This window comes from Intrasporangium sp., from assembly GCF_035688975.1.
In the GTDB taxonomy this organism is placed as follows: Bacteria; Actinomycetota; Actinomycetes; order Actinomycetales; family Dermatophilaceae; genus CALMNV01.
On sequence record NZ_DASSMH010000078.1, the window covers coordinates 1 to 15,026 of the forward strand.

The 15,026-nt window shown below is 73.9% G+C and carries 13 protein-coding genes; 10 read left to right on the forward strand and 3 right to left on the reverse strand.

Features of this window, described 5'->3' with window-relative positions:
* The 10 genes from VFJ94_RS08450 to VFJ94_RS08495 form a co-directional block, all read left to right on the forward strand.
* Nucleotides 1-401: hypothetical protein (locus VFJ94_RS08450; RefSeq protein ID WP_325003761.1), on the forward strand; the 401-nt coding region annotated here is incomplete at its 5' end.
* Nucleotides 402-411: 10 nt separating this feature from the next.
* On the forward strand, nt 412-3,597 hold the full coding sequence (locus VFJ94_RS08455) for a multicopper oxidase domain-containing protein (protein ID WP_325003762.1): 3,186 nt from the start codon (nt 412-414) through the stop codon (nt 3,595-3,597).
* A 67-nt stretch (nt 3,598-3,664) separates the two neighbouring features.
* The gene (locus VFJ94_RS08460) at nt 3,665-4,138 is read left to right on the forward strand and encodes a hypothetical protein (RefSeq protein WP_325003763.1); all 474 of its coding nucleotides are present in this window, start codon (nt 3,665-3,667) and stop codon (nt 4,136-4,138) included.
* Entirely contained in the window at nt 4,138-6,000 is a 1,863-nt protein-coding gene (locus VFJ94_RS08465; RefSeq protein ID WP_325003764.1) for a copper resistance protein CopC, read from the forward strand. Before VFJ94_RS08460 ends, VFJ94_RS08465 begins: the two co-directional genes overlap by 1 nt.
* 145 nt (nt 6,001-6,145) lie before the next feature.
* Nucleotides 6,146-7,867: a nitrite/sulfite reductase gene (locus VFJ94_RS08470; protein ID WP_325003765.1), complete on the forward strand. Its 1,722-nt coding sequence runs from the start codon at nt 6,146-6,148 to the stop codon at nt 7,865-7,867.
* A 41-nt stretch (nt 7,868-7,908) separates the two neighbouring features.
* Complete coding sequence (locus VFJ94_RS08475) at nt 7,909-8,625, forward strand: phosphoadenylyl-sulfate reductase (RefSeq protein WP_414654588.1); 717 nt, start codon at nt 7,909-7,911, stop codon at nt 8,623-8,625.
* Nucleotides 8,622-9,623: a sulfate adenylyltransferase subunit CysD gene (cysD, locus tag VFJ94_RS08480; RefSeq protein WP_325003766.1), complete on the forward strand. Its 1,002-nt coding sequence runs from the start codon at nt 8,622-8,624 to the stop codon at nt 9,621-9,623. The genes VFJ94_RS08475 and cysD overlap by 4 nt, the downstream gene beginning before the upstream one ends.
* Nucleotides 9,623-10,942 carry a sulfate adenylyltransferase subunit 1 gene (locus VFJ94_RS08485; protein WP_325003767.1) on the forward strand — a complete coding sequence of 440 codons (1,320 nt, stop codon included), beginning with the start codon at nt 9,623-9,625 and terminating at the stop codon, nt 10,940-10,942. The genes cysD and VFJ94_RS08485 overlap by 1 nt, the downstream gene beginning before the upstream one ends.
* Nucleotides 10,930-12,159, forward strand: a complete 1,230-nt coding sequence (gene cobA, locus VFJ94_RS08490; RefSeq protein ID WP_325003768.1) for a uroporphyrinogen-III C-methyltransferase — start codon at nt 10,930-10,932, stop codon at nt 12,157-12,159. Before VFJ94_RS08485 ends, cobA begins: the two co-directional genes overlap by 13 nt.
* On the forward strand, nt 12,156-13,067 hold the full coding sequence (locus VFJ94_RS08495; protein WP_325003769.1) for a sulfite exporter TauE/SafE family protein: 912 nt from the start codon (nt 12,156-12,158) through the stop codon (nt 13,065-13,067). Before cobA ends, VFJ94_RS08495 begins: the two co-directional genes overlap by 4 nt.
* Here VFJ94_RS08495 and VFJ94_RS08500 read toward each other — a convergent pair.
* From VFJ94_RS08500 to VFJ94_RS08510, 3 genes are all read right to left on the reverse strand, one after another.
* Entirely contained in the window at nt 12,973-13,566 is a 594-nt protein-coding gene (locus VFJ94_RS08500; RefSeq protein ID WP_325003770.1) for a nitroreductase/quinone reductase family protein, read from the reverse strand. The genes VFJ94_RS08495 and VFJ94_RS08500 overlap by 95 nt on opposite strands.
* A 242-nt stretch (nt 13,567-13,808) precedes the next feature.
* On the reverse strand, nt 13,809-14,462 hold the full coding sequence (locus tag VFJ94_RS08505; protein WP_325003771.1) for a vWA domain-containing protein: 654 nt from the start codon (nt 14,460-14,462) through the stop codon (nt 13,809-13,811).
* A gap of 43 nt (nt 14,463-14,505) precedes the next feature.
* Entirely contained in the window at nt 14,506-14,910 is a 405-nt protein-coding gene (locus VFJ94_RS08510; protein ID WP_325003772.1) for a hypothetical protein, read from the reverse strand.
* Between the last annotated feature and the right edge of the window lie 116 nt (nt 14,911-15,026).

Consider the following 15,026-nt stretch of genomic DNA (forward strand, 5'->3'; position numbering starts at 1 on the left):
GGGTCGTCAACAAGGACGGCCGTCCCCTTCAGGGAGCCGGTGGCCAGGACCTCGCCTACCTCAAGTACGACATCGACGTCGAGCCGGGTCAGACGGTCGACGTCCTGATGGACTGGCGGGACGCCGAGCACTGGGACCCCAACACCAACCCGATCCCCACCGAGCTGCCGGCCATCACCGACCAGCTGCTCGTCGGCACGGACACGTGGTTCAGCGAGAGTCCCTACCTCGGCACGAAGGGGACGCTGCCGAGCAACATGACCTCGCTCAACGAGTGCGGCGAGTACTACCACGTGGCCCACAGCCACGCCCTCCAGCAGGCGACCAACTACGGCGCAACCTTCGGCGGCATGATGACGGTCTTCCGCATCGACCCGCCCAACGGCTGCCCGGTGAGCTGAGGACACGTCGATGACACCTCACCCGTTCGCGGTACCCAGGCTCCCGCTGTCCCTGCGGATCCTCCGGCGCTCCCGGCGCCCCCGGCGCCCCCGGCAGGTCGCCGTCCTCGCGGCCGTGCTCGCCGCGGTCACGTCCCTGGCGAGCGCGCCCGCAGCGACCGCCCGCTTCGCAATCCCACGCATCACCGGCGCGGTGGCCACCATGCCCCGGCCGGCGGCAGCGATGCCGGTCGGCAAGCTCGCCCCCACCGGGTGCGTCGTCACCTCCGACCCGAGCGCCACCCAGCGCACCGTCTCGTGCGAGCTGTGGGCCATGACGGGGACGACCCAGGTGCTCGGCACGAACATCCCCATCTGGGGCTTCTCGTCGACCGGCGCGGCCGGGTCCGCCACCGCACCGGGACCGGTGCTGGCCGTGAGGCAGGGCGACGAGGTCACCATCACGATGCACAACGGGCTCGCCGAGCCCATGTCCCTGGCCCTGCCCGGCCAGCGCGCCGTCGACTTCGGCGCCGGTCTGCCCGCCGCGGCGGCGACCGCCGGGGTGGCCACCGGCGGCACCGCGACGTACACGTTCACGGCCACCAGGCCCGGCACCTACCTCTACGAGGCCGGCCACACACCGGGCGGCGCCCGGCAGATCGCGATGGGCCTCGCCGGTGCGCTCGTCGTCATCGGCGACGGCACGGCCTACGGCACGGCATACGACGACGAGTCGGTGCTCGTGCTGAGCGAGATCGACCCCGCGTTCAACGCGGCGCCCTCGACCTTCGACCTGCGCAGCTTCCACCCCCGCTACCGCCTCATCAACGGCAAGCCCTTCCCGTCGACCGATCCCGTGTCCACGGACCAGGGGCACCGGGTGCTCCTGCGCTACGTCAACGCGGGGTCGACCCCGCACCCCATGAGCATCCTCGGCGGGGTGCAGACGCTGCTCGCCCAGGACGGGCACCCGCTCGCGCACCCGGAGGCCGCGGTGGTGGCGGCGCTCCAGCCGGGAGCGACGACCGACGCCGTCGTCACCATGCCGACCGGCCCGGAGTCCAAGGTCGCGGCCTACGAGTCGTCGAGCCAGCTCGACAACAACGGCCAGGCCACCGACGACCCGCTCGCGGTCGCGTTCGGCGGCATGCTCACCTTCCTCGACACCGCCGCGCCGAGCCAGGACGCGCTGGGCGTGGACTCCGTCGGCCCGGTCTCGACCCTCGTCACCGCCAGCCCCAACCCCTCCGACGCCCTGGGCCCCGTCACCGTTTCCGCCCACATCAGCGACCAGCGGACCGGTGGCTCCAACGTGGACCAGGCCGAGTTCGTCGTCGACGACGCGGTGAGCACCGGTGTGGGCTTCGGCAGCCCCATGGCTGGCGCGGACGGCACGACCGTCGTGGCGGACGTCACCGGGACCATCCCGGCGACCGCGCCGGACTGCACGGTCGTCCCGCCGCCAGTCGCGCTCAACTGCCTCGAGGCGGGCAAGCACATCATCTACGTGCGGGCGCACGACGTCTCCGGCAACTGGGGGGTGGTCGGCTCGGTCGCGTTCAACCTGCCCAAGACCGGCCCGGCGACCTCGGGCGGCGCCGCCACCCCGAGCCCGGCCAGCGGCAAGGGCAACGTGACGCTCTCCGCGACGGGCGACGACACTGCCGCAGGTGGCACGATCACCGCGGCCGAGTACTTCATCGGCGCGGTCGGCTCGAACGGGGCCGGCACGCCGATGACGACCAACCGGGTCGCCACGGTCGTCAGCGAGACGGCGGTGCTGTCACCGGCGACCGTCACCGGGCTCGGCGAGGGCGACACCCACGTCTTCGTCCACAGCAAGGACTCGCTGGGGCTCTGGGGACCGCCCCTCGACGTCACGGTGACGGTGGACCTCACGGCCCCGGGCGTCGTGGCCTCCTCCGTGGGCCCCAACCCCACCAACGGGCTCATCGGCGACAAGAGCAACCCGGGATACCTCGTCGTCTCCGCGCTCCTCGAGGACCTCGACGCGCGCGGCGGCGCCCAGAGCAAGCTCATCGACGCCGAGGCCTTCCTCGACCCCGCGTCGACGACGCTCGCCGGCGGCACCGGACTGCAGCTGCTCCCGGTCGACGGGGCCTTCGACTCCACCTCCGAGAGCGTCTACGGCCTGCTCCCGCTCAGCCAGATCCGGGCCCTGTCCAACGGCACGCACCACGTCGTCGTCCGGGGTCGCGACGCGGCCGGCAACTGGGGCAGCCTCACCGGGACCAACGCCTCGGTCGAGCTCGTCGTGGACAAGGTGCCACCCGTGCTCGGAGCCCTCACCGCCGCTCCCAACCCGACCCTCGGCTCCGACACGGTCACCCTGACCGCACCGGTCAACGAGACGGGCTTCCAGGCGGCCGAGTACTGGCTCGGCACGACCGATCCCGGCCCCGGCAAGGGCGTGCGCGTCCCGGTGAGCTACGCCGGTGGCTCGGTCTCGGCGAGCGTCGCGACGGCCGGGATCCCGTTCGGCCAGCAGCGCTTCAACCTGCGGGTCCTCGACCTCGCCGGGAACTGGAGCAACGCGGTCAACACGACGGTGCAGGTGGACCGCCCGAACCCGATCTTCTCCGACACGTTCGACGGCGGGAACCTCTCGCGGTGGTCGGTGAGCACCGGCTCGCCCACCGTCACGGCCGCCGCCGGGATCCCGCAGACCACCGGCAACCTCGGCATGCAGGTCACCCTTGCCACCGGCAGCCGCAGCGCGGCATACGTGACGGACAACTCGCCCATCGGCGAGACGACCTACCACGCCGCGTTCGCGTTCGACCCGAACACTCTCACGGGTAACACGCCGCTGACCCTCTTCGAGGGCCGCACGGCCACCGCCCAGGCCTTCTCCCTGCAGTACCTGCGGGCGACGGCCTCGGCGGCGCGCCGGGTCCGGATCGTCATGACCCGGTCGGGCACGACCGCGCTGACCGGCCCCTGGGTGACGCTCGTGCCCGGAGCGCACACCCTCCGGCTCGACTGGAGGTCGGGGCCGGCCACGGGCGCGACGGCCGGATCGCTCGGGCTGTCGGTCGACGGCACGTCGGTGTCCGTGCTGACCGGCAACACGAGCACCCTGCGGATCGAGTCGGCCCGGCTCGGCCTCACGGCGGGCGTCACGAGCTCGACCTCGATGCTGGGCAGCGCGTACTTCGACAGCTTCACGTCCACGCGGTACACGATCCCGTGACCGCTCCCACCCGTGCCGGGGTCACCTGCCCGTGACCCCGGCCGACATCCTCGGAAGGGCAGTCCGGATGATCGCAGCACTCGCCGTACCCGCAGCACCCAGCCGCCGCACGGTGCTCCGCGTCGCCGGCCTCGTCGTCCTGCTCGTCGTGGTCACCCTGGTGGCGAGGGGGCTCCTCGCCGCACGGGGAGACACGGCTCGCGTCGTGCCGCAGTCGAGCGCCATGGAGGCCACTTTCGGCGTCCGGTTCTCCCGGGTGGCCGTCGTCGGCGACGGGGGGCTCGTCACCGTCAGCTACGTCGTGCTCGACACCGCGAAGGCGACGACATTCCAGTCGGACACCGCGCACCCGCCGGTGCTGCGCAGCGAGGCCCGCGCTGCGAGCACGGTCCGCGTGGCGATGATGCGTCAGGGTCACGCCCTGCGCGCCGGGGCGACCTACTACCTGCTCTACCAGAACACCGCCGGCGCCCTGCGGTCCGGCGAGGAGGTCACGATCGAGCGCAGCGGCCTGTCGCTGCCGCACGTGCCGGTCCTCTGATGGTCCGGCGCCGGGCCGCGCTGCTCGGCGCGGTCGTGCTCGGGGTGAGCCTCCTCGGTCCCGCGCCGGCCGCCTCGGCCCACGCCTACCTCACGTCGACCGCGCCGGCCGACGGCGACACGCTCCAGCAGTCGCCGCCGCAGCTGAGGCTGGCGTTCAGCGAGTCCGTCCAGCTGGCGTCGACCCGGATCACGGTGCTCGACGCGGCGGGCGCCGAGCAGGTCCTGTCGGGTCTACGGCTCGTGCGCTCCCCAGCAGCGGGCACGGGTGCCGGTGAGGCGACGCGGCCCGATGCGCAGGCCCCGACGACGGGTGGGCCCGTGGACTCGGAGCACCCCGTCTCCGTCGTGGCGCCGCTGCCCAGCCTGGCCGCCGGTGCCTACCGCGTCGTGTGGGAGACCCTCTCCACCGACGACCTGCACCGCACGGCGGGGGTCCTCGCCTTCGGCGTGCGGGACGCGGTGGTCGCGGCGGGCCCGACGGAGTCGGTGCCCGAGTGGCCGGCGGTGCTGGGCCGCTGGCTGCTGCTCGGCGCGCTGGCGCTGGCCTTCGGCGGGGCACTCGTCGCGTCGGTCCTCCTGCCTGCGCTCGGCGACGGGGCGAGGCGGGTGCGCGTGCGCCGCCAGCTCCTCCGGCTCGCCTCGGCCGGCGCGGTCGCTGCCCTCGTCGCCTCGTTCACACTGCTCGTGGTCGAGCTCGGGGGGTCCGGTGCCGGTGCGCTGACCACGGCGTATGCCGTGAAGTGGGCCGTCCGGGGCGTCGGCCTCGTCGCCCTCGTCGCCGGGCTCCGGCTCGGCGCCTCCCAGCGGGGCTCGACCGTGGCGCGGCTGCTCGTGCTCCTCGGAGCCACCACGGCCAGCGTCGGCACCGTCCTGCTCGGGCACGCGGGCCTGCGGGGTGGGGCCTCCTGGGTGGCTGCCTCGGCGTTGCACCTGGCGAGCGGCGCCACGTGGGCCGGTGCGGTCGGGGTCCTCGCCCTGTTGCTCGTGCGGCACGGGTCTGCGGGGCTCGAGCGCGAGCAGGTGCTGTGCCTGCTGCGCGCCTTCCGTCGGCCGGCCGGCGTGCTCGTGACGGTCGTCGCCGTGACCGGCGCCTATCTCGCCAGCGACGTCGTCGGCTCGGTCGACGCCGCCATCCTCACGGCATACGGCCGGGCCTTGCTCGCCAAGACGGCGGTGGTGCTCGTCGTCGGCCTCCTGGCCCTGCGCACGACTCGGCGGTTGCGGCGACCGGGCACGCGTCGCCCCGCTCCGGCGGTCGTGGTCGAGGCGGCAGCGCTGGCCGCGGTCCTCGGGCTGGCCGGCTTCCTCGCCAGCGGTCAGCCCGCGGTCCAGCCGCAGCTCGTGGCATCGAGCGCGGCACCGAGCGTCCTGCTCGACCGGACTGTCGGGGACCTCCAGGAGAGTGTCGTCATCAGCCCCAACCGGGCGGGGAGGACCATGGTCCTCGTCACGGTCCACGACACGCGCCGCCCGGCCCCGGCCCCGGTCCGGGCGGTCGACGTCCGCGTCCTCGGTTCGGCCGGGCCCCTCGCCGCCACGCGCGTCGACGAGGGGAGGTGGAGCGTCCCGGTGGACCTCGCCGCCAGCGGCACGGTGCCGGTGGAGGTCCGGGTGCGCCGGACCGGCATGCCGGACACGGTGGCGAGCTATGCGTGGACGCTGGCCGGGCCGGGTGACGAACGCCACCCCCTCGTGTCGAGCGCGCCGCTGTCGGGACCGCTGCGCCTGGCGTCCGCGGTGCTCCTGCTCGGCGCGGGCCTGGGCTGGTGGCTGGAGCTGCAGCGTCGTCGCAGCCGGGGGCGAGGGTCGCAGTCCCGGGCGACCCGGGCGGCCGTGGGCCGCCGGCTGACCCGCCCCTGACCCGGCCCGGACCCGGGACCCGGGTGCAGGGCTGCCGGGCAGCGCCGGTCCGGGTCCGGATACTGGACCGGGACCGGTCCCGGATAAGTGTTCCTAATGGTTTCGATTACACTTGTGGCACCTCGGCTGTTGACCGGAAGGAACCATGAGCATTCTCGAGACCGCGCCGGGCGCCACGCGCCCCGTCCGGCCACCCCGTGCCGACCGCTCCAACGGCCAGTGGAAGGTCGACGGGCGGGCCCCGCTCAACGGCAACGAGGTGTGGAAGCAGGAGGACGGCGGCCTCAATGTCCGGGAGCGGATCGAGCAGATCTACTCCCGTGACGGGTTCGCCTCGATCCCGCCGCAGGACCTGAGCGGCCGGTTCCGCTGGTGGGGCCTCTACACCCAGCGCCGGCCTGGCATCGACGGCGGCCGGACCGCCCAGCTCGACGACACCGAGCTCTCCGACGAGTACTTCATGCTCCGCGTCCGCCTCGACGGTGGCGCGCTCACCCTGGACCAGCTGCGCGCGATCGGGGAGGTCTCGACCGAGTTCGGCCGCGGCACCGCGGACATCAGCGACCGGCAGAACATCCAGCTGCACTGGATCCGCGTCGAGGACGTGCCGGAGATCTGGCGGCGGCTCGAGGAGGTCGGCCTCCAGACCACCGAGGCCTGCGGCGACACGCCCCGCGTCATCCTCGGCAGCCCGCTGGCCGGGATCGCCAAGGACGAGATCATCGACCCGACCCCGGTGATCGAGGAGATCCGCGAGCGCTTCATCGGCGACCCCGACCTCGCCAACCTGCCCCGCAAGTTCAAGTCGGCCATCACCGGCCACCCGAGCCTCGACGTCGTGCACGAGATCAACGACGTCTCCCTCGTCGGCGTCGTCCACCCCGAGCTCGGCGCCGGCTACGACCTCTGGGTCGGCGGCGGCCTGTCCACCTCGCCCCGCCTGGCGGAGCGCCTCGGCGTCTTCGTCACGCCCGACGAGGCCGCCGAGGTGTGGCACGGCGTCATCTCGATCTTCCGCGACTACGGCTTCCGGAGGCTGCGCAACAAGGCGCGCCTGAAGTTCCTCCTCGCCGAGTGGGGCCCCGCGAGGTTCCGCGAGGTGCTCGAGACGGAGTACCTCGGCCACCCCCTGCCAGACGGCCCCGCGCCCGCGCCCGCGACCGGTCCCGGCGACCACGTCGGCGTCCACGAGCAGAAGGACGGCCGCTTCTACGTCGGCGCGGCTCCCGCCGTGGGGCGTGTCAGCGGCGAGGTCCTCACCGGGCTCGCCGAGCTGGTCCAGGCGGCCGGGTCGCAGCGGGTGCGTCTCACCCCCCACCAGAAGCTCGTCGTCCTCGACGTCGCGGCCGACCGCGTCGACGCCCTCGTCGCCGGGCTGGGGGAGCTGGGGCTGACGACCACTCCGAGCCCCTTCCGGCGCCACACGATGGCGTGCACGGGCATCGAGTACTGCAAGCTGGCCATCGTCGAGACCAAGGCCACGGCGACGACCGCGATCGCCGAGCTCGAGCGCCGGCTCGCCGGCGTGCAGCTCGACACGCCGATCACCCTCAACGTCAACGGCTGCCCCAACTCGTGCGCCCGCATCCAGGTGGCCGACATCGGGCTCAAGGGCCAGATCGTCACCGTGGACACCCCCGACGGCACCGCGCAGGTGCCCGGCTTCCAGGTGCACCTGGGCGGCGGCCTCGCGTCGGCCGACCGGGACGAGGCGGGCCTCGGCCGCACCGTCCGCGGCCTCAAGGTGACGGCTGCGGACCTGCCCGACTACGTCGAGCGGGTCGTGCGCACCTTCCTGGACCAGCGCCGCGACGGCGAGACCTTCGCCGCGTGGGCGCACCGAGCAGACGAAGGAGATCTCCTGTGACCACCGTGACCTCGCGTGCCGGCTCCCAGATCTCGCTGGGCCTGCCCAGGGTGCCGCGTCGCCGGCGCTCCGTGGCCGAGCTCAAGGCGCTCGTCGAGGAGGGCAACCGCGTCCTCGGGCCCGACCCGTCCGCGGAGCTGGTGGCGCAGTGGGCCGCCGCCACCTTCCCCGGCACCCTGGCCGTCGCGTGCAGCATGGCGGACGCCGTGCTGCCGCACCTCGTGTCGCGCTTCGCGCCCGGTGTCGACGTGCTCTTCATCGACACCGGCTACCACTTCTCCGACACCCTCGTCACCCGGGACATCGTCGCCGAGGACCTGCCGGTGACGATCGTCAACGTCATGCCGAAGCTGAGCGTCGCGGAGCAGGACGCCGCCTACGGCCCGCGCCTCTACGAGCGGGACCCCGCCGCCTGCTGCCGCATGCGCAAGGTGGAGCCGCTCGCCGCGGAGCTCGCCGGCTACGAGGCGTGGGCCACCGGAGTGCGCCGCGAGGAGGCGCCGACGCGCACCGAGACCCCGGTCCTGGCGTGGGACGACAAGAACGGGCTGGTCAAGATCAACCCGCTCGCGGCGTGGACCTTCGACGACCTGCTGCAGTATGCCGGCGACTACGACGTGCCGGTCAACTCCCTGCTCTCAGACGGCTATCCCTCCATCGGCTGCGAGCCGTGCACGCGCCGGGTCGAGCCCGGCGAGGACCCCCGAGCCGGCCGCTGGGCCGGCTTCGCCAAGACCGAATGCGGACTGCACACATGAGCGCGATCACGACCACCCTGCCCTCCCGGGACCCGCACGCCGAGCCCCTCAACGGCGTGAGCCGGCTGGCGTCGCAGGCGAACCCGGCGGCATACGGCCACGGTCGTCGCCTCAGCCAGCTCGACACCCTGGAGGCCGAGTCGATCCTCGTCATCCGCGAGATCGCGGCCGAGCTCGAGCGCCCGGTCCTGCTCTTCTCGGGCGGCAAGGACTCGGTCGTCATGCTGCACCTCGCGGCGAAGGCCTTCTGGCCGGCCCCGGTGCCCTTCCCGGTCCTGCACGTCGACACCGGCCACAACTTCCCCGAGGTGCTCGCCTTCCGCGACGCCACGGTCGAGCGCCTCGGGCTGCGCCTGGAGGTGGCCAGCGTGCAGGACTACATCGACGACGGGCGCCTGCGCGAGCGCGCCGACGGCACCCGCAACCCGCTCCAGACCCAGCCGCTCCTCGACGCCATCGCCCAGCACCGCTTCGACGGGGTCTTCGGCGGCGGCCGCCGGGACGAGGAGAAGGCCCGAGCCAAGGAGCGCGTCGTCAGCCTGCGCGACGAGTTCGGCCAGTGGGACCCGAAGAACCAGCGGCCGGAGCTGTGGAACCTGTTCAACCCGCGCCACCGGCCGGGCGAGCACGTGCGCGTCTTCCCGCTGTCGAACTGGACCGAGCTCGACATCTGGCGCTACATCGAGCGTGAGGGCATCGAGCTGCCCAGCCTCTACTACGCCCACGAGCGGGAGGTCTTCGCCCGGGACGGCATGTGGCTCGCCGTCGGGCCGCACTCCCAGCCGCGAGACGGCGAGGTCGTCCAGACCCGCCAGGTGCGCTACCGGACCGTCGGCGACATGTCGTGCACCGGCGCCGTCGAGAGCGACGCCGCGACCGTCGCGGATGTCGTCGTCGAGGTGGCGGCCAGCACCCTCACCGAGCGAGGGGCGACGCGGGCGGACGACCGGATCTCGGAGGCCGCCATGGAGGACCGCAAGAAGGAGGGCTACTTCTGATGGGCACCCTCCTGCGCCTCGCCACAGCCGGCTCCGTCGACGACGGCAAGTCGACCCTCGTCGGACGCCTGCTGCACGACACGAAGTCGGTCCTCACCGACCAGCTCGCCGCCGTCGAGCGCGTCAGCCGCGACCGCGGCCTCAGCGCCGCGGACCTCGCGCTGCTCACGGACGGCTTGCGCGCCGAGCGCGAGCAGGGCATCACCATCGACGTGGCCTACCGCTACTTCGCCACTGCGACAAGGTCGTTCGTCCTCGCCGACTGCCCGGGACACGTGCAGTACACCCGCAACACCGTCACCGGGTCGAGCACGGCCGACGTCGTCGTCCTGCTCGTCGACGCCCGCAAGGGGGTCCTCGAGCAGACCCGTCGGCACCTCGCCGTGACCGCCCTGCTGCGGGTCCCGCACGTCGTCGTCGCCGTGAACAAGATCGACCTCGTCGACTTCTCCGAGGAGGCCTTCGAGCGGGTCAACGCCGAGGTGCAGCAGGTCGCCCGCGACCTCGGCGTCGGCGACGTGCGCGCGATCCCCGTCTCCGCCCTCGCCGGCGACAACATCGTCGAGCGCTCCACGAGGACGCCCTGGTATGCCGGGCCGAGCCTGCTCGAGCTGCTCGAGGCGCTGCCGCCGTCGGACGACCCCACGGGCGAGTCCTTCCGGATGCCCGTGCAGCTCGTCATCCGGCCGCAGGGCGCGGCCCGCGACGCGGCCCACCGCGAGTACCGCGGGTATGCCGGCCAGGTGGCCTCCGGCGTCGTGCGCGTCGGTGACGACGTCGTCGCCCTGCCGTCGGGCCGGCGGACCACCGTCACCGGGATCGACCTCGGCAGCCGCGAGCTACAGGAGGCCTTCGCCCCGCAGTCCGTGACCCTGCGCCTCGCCGACGAGATCGACATCTCCCGTGGCGACGTCATCGCCTCGGCCGGCGACGCCCCGGAGCCGACGCAGGACGTGTCGGCCGTCGTCTGCTGGCTCGGCGACGCCCCGCTGCGGCCCGGCCAGCGGCTGCTGCTCAAGCACGGCTCCCGCACGGTGCAGGCCTTTGCCCGCACCATCGAGGGCGTCCTCGACCTCGACGACCTCACCGCCGTGCCGGCGGATGCCCTCTCGCTCAACGACATCGGCCGGGTGACGTTGCGCCTCGCGGCGCCCGTGCCCGTCGAGAACTACTCCGTGTCGCGGCGGGGCGGGTCCTTCCTGCTCATCGACGGCCACGACGGGAGGACCGTCGCGGCCGGCATGGTCGGGGCCACCCTGCGGACCGACGCGACACCCGCGCCGACCCAGCCGGAGGGCGACGAGGAATGGGACATCTGACGCCCGGCCTGCCTCTGGTCGTGCGGCTGGCAGGCCGGCTCGTCGTCGCCGTCGGCGGCGGGCCGGTCACCGCCAGGCGGGTGCGCGCCTTCGTCGACGAGGGAGCCGACGTCCGCGTCGTCTCGCCGTGGGTCTGCGAGGACGTGCTCGACCTCGTGCGCGAGGGTCGCCTCGAGTGGCAGGCGCGCGAGTATGCCGGTGCCGCGGACCTCGACGGGGCGTGGCTCGTGCACACCGCCACGGGTGACGTCCTGGTCGACCGGCGCGTCGCCGCCGACGCGCAGTCCCTGCGGATCTGGTGCGTGGACGCCACGGACGCCGCGTCCACCACCGCGAGCGTGCCCGCGCGTGCCACGGTCGAGCTGCCCGACGGTCCCGTGACGGTCGCCGCCTACGCCGGCGGCGACCCCGGCCTCGCCACCGTCGTGCGCGACGCCGTCGAGGACGGGCTGCGCCGCGGGGCGCTGCCGTTGCGTCGCACCCGGCCGCGCCCGGACGGCCTCGGCTGGGTCGCCCTCGTCGGTGGCGGCCCGGGGACGGACGGGCTGCTCACGGCCCGGGGCCACGAGCTGCTCGCCGGCGCGGACGTCGTCGTCGTCGACCGGCTCGCGCCCCGGGCGCTGGTCGAGCGCCTCCCGGCCGGAGTGCGGGTCATCGACGTCGGCAAGACCCCGGGCCACCACCCCGTCCCCCAGGAGGCCATCAACGCGATCCTCGTCGAGGAGGCGCAGCGCGGTCTCGGCGTCGTCCGCCTCAAGGGCGGCGACCCCTTCGTCCTCGGGCGCGGCGGCGAGGAGCGTGCGGCGTGCGAGGCGCACGGCATACCCGTCGAGGTCGTGCCCGGTGTGACGAGCGCGATTGCCGTGCCGGCCGCGGCCGGCATCCCGGTCACCCACCGAGGGGTGGCGCGCGGCTTCACCGTCGTGACCGGCCACGACGACATCCCGACCCTGCCCACCGGAGGCGACCACACCGTCGTGCTGCTCATGGGCATCACCCGGCTCGCCCGCACGGCCGAGCTGCTCGTGCTGCACGGCCGGGACCCCGAGACGCCGGTCGCCGTCATCGAGCGCGGTTTCGCCCCGACCCAGCGCACCACCATCGGGACGCTGTCGACGATCGCCGCGCTCGCCGCCGAGCGGGGGGTGCAGGCGCCCGCCGTCGTCGTCGTCGGCGACGTCGTCCGGCTGGCGACGCCGCAGGACGAGCCGGCATGAGGCGGCTGATCACCCTCGGGGTCGTCGGCCTGCTCGCCCAGCTCGTCGACGGCTCGCTCGGCATGGGCTACGGGGCCACGTCGTCATCGCTGCTGCTCGCCGTCGGGCTGACCCCGGCGGCCGCGAGCGCGGCCGTCCACCTCGCCGAGCTCGGGACCAACGCCGTGTCGGGCGCGGCGCACTGGCGGCTCGGCAACGTCGACCGCCGTCTCGTGCTGCGCCTGGGCGTGCCGGGCGCCATCGGCGCCTTCGGCGGCGCGACCCTGCTCTCGCACCTCTCGACCTCGGCGGCGGCGCCGGTCATGGCCGGCATCCTCGCAGTCCTCGGCGTCTACATCCTGTGCCGCTTCGCGCTGCGCCCCCCGGCGACGGCCCGGGCGGGCGCGTCGCCGCACGGCGCCCGCTTCCTCGTGCCGCTGGGCTTCGTCGGCGGCTTCGTCGACGCCACCGGTGGCGGCGGCTGGGGGCCGGTGTCGACGACGACGCTGCTCTCGGCGGGCCGCACCGCGCCCCGGACGGTCGTGGGCTCGGTCGACACGTCGGAGTTCCTCGTCACCCTCTCGGCCAGCGTCGCCTTCCTCCTCGGGCTAGGCACCGCGGGCATCGACTTCCGTTACGTCGCAGTGCTGCTCGCCGGTGGCCTGGTCGCCGCGCCCGCAGCCGCCTGGCTCGTCAGCCGGCTGCCGGCGACAGTCCTCGGCACGGGTGTCGGCGGGCTCATCGTGCTGACCAACCTGCGCACCATCCTCGGCGCCACGGGCGCCTCCGCGGGGGTCGGACGCTCCGTGTATGCCGCCGTCGTCCTCGCGTGGGTCAGCCTCGTCCTGCTCGCGGTCCGGCGTCACCGCGAGCGGACCGCGCCTTCCCCTGCTCGGCAGCTGGAGCGGGAGACGGCGCCGGCGGGCTGATGCGGACGACGCGGAATACGGGGAAGTCCGCCGCGATCCGCTCGAACTCCTCCAGCGGGGCGTGCCGGTCCACCGGCACGTGCGGCCGAGCCCCGGGGGCGAGCTCGAGGTAGCGTCGCAGGATCGGTGCTCGGTCCGCAGGCTCGACCTCGACGAGGATCACGGGCTCCCGGCCGCCACGCATGAGCACCGCGCGGCCCTCGGCCGCCCGCACGTTGCGCACCCAGTTCGCCCGGGTGCCGAGCATCGAGACGAGGTACCGCTCGCCGTCGAGGTCGGCGACGACCACGGGGAAGGTGACCCGTCGACCCGTGCGCCGCCCGGTGACCTCGAGGGTCATGGCCCGGGCGGGCGACAGCAGCCCGGCGGAGTAGAGCAGCTGCGAGACGCGGTTCATCATCCGGGCCACGCCGTGGGGGCGCGCACCGCGGTACATCCACCGCTTGAGGCCGTGCAGCCGCCGCACCACGCCCGGTCGCCCGTCACTCGTCCTGCCCATCCCGAGCCTCCTTTCGCGGCCGGACCCGCTCTGCCTGATCCGCTCTGCCTGATCCGCTCTGCCTGATCCGCTCTGCCTGACCCGCTCTGCCTGACCCGCCGGCATCCCCCTCGGGTGCCGGCACCCTCAGCCTTCGCGCCGGCGCGCCCGGGCGGCAAGAGTCGTTGGTCCTGCCCCGTGGTGGGACGGGCATCGGCGGCGGTGACCCCCGCAGGCGGGGAGCGGACGGGCGACTCGGGGCGTCACTCCTGCGCGGACCGCCGCTGGGCGTCGTCGAAGGCCATGACCGCGCTCGCCTCGGCGGCGTCGGCCCCGGCCGCGCGGGCCGCACGGTAGCGGCCGATGTTGGCCGAGGTCGCCGACATCATGGCAGCCACCTTGCCGCGGCCGTAGGTCATGGAGTGGGCGGCCCCCACCCCGAGGCGCCCACCGACCTCGATGGCGTCCTGGTCGGCGCCGAGGTAGAGGAACTGCCAGCCGTAGCTGCGCGTCTGCGTCTCGATCATCGCCTTCACCTGGGCGTGCGTGAACTCCCGGGAGGCGTTCTCGTGGCCGTCGGTCATGATGCCGAGGATGACGCTGCCGGGCCGCTGCTCCTCGGGCAGGGCGGCGAGGCGGCACCCGGCGTCGGTGACGAGCCGGCCGATGGAGTCGAGCAGTGCCGTGGTGCCGCGCGGCTGCAGCCGTAGTGGCGGGACGTCGGCCACCAGGACGTCGCGATACACCTCGGAGTACTCGTCGTCGAACTGGGCGAGGGTGACCCGGCACTCGCCGGGCTGGTGTCGCTGCTCGGCGATGAAGGCGTCGAAGCCGCCCTCGGTGTCAGATCGGATCGACTCCATCGATCCTGAGCGGTCGAGCAGGAAGTAGATGGCGGTGCGGTTGGGGTCGGTCATCGTGGTGCCTCTCTCGGGACGGGGTGACGCGGCTGGCTGCCGGTCACGTGGGACGCCTGGCGCGGAAGCGCAGCGGCCGGGGCTCCTCCGTCGCCTCGTCGGCGACCCGGTGCCGCCCCTGCTCGAGGTCGTAGCGCGCCCGCTCGACGCCCGAGGCGGTCACCCGACCGCGACCGGCGTCGTATGCCGCGAGCAGCGAGGTGCGGGCGAGGCGCGGGCCGACCGCGTTCTCCGACAGGCCGGCCAGCGCCCCCGCCGTGCGGATCGTGCTGCCTGTCTCGAGAATCGCGGCGGCCATGGCCTCGTCGATGGCTCTCGTCAGGTGCTCCTGGGCCGCCCGCAGGTGCGGCAGCGCCTCGGTCGGAGCCTTGGGCGTCGCCTGCGAGAGCTCGTGGGCTGCCGCCCGAATGGCGGCGTCCACCGGACCGGCTGGCTCGTCAGTACGCATACCCTAGCGTAGGCGCACTAACTGCGGTTACGAAATAGCGAGGGCACCCCCTCCCACCCCCGTCGAGTGGCCACTTTTGTACGGGTACGGACGTGCGGATGTGGCCACTCGACGGG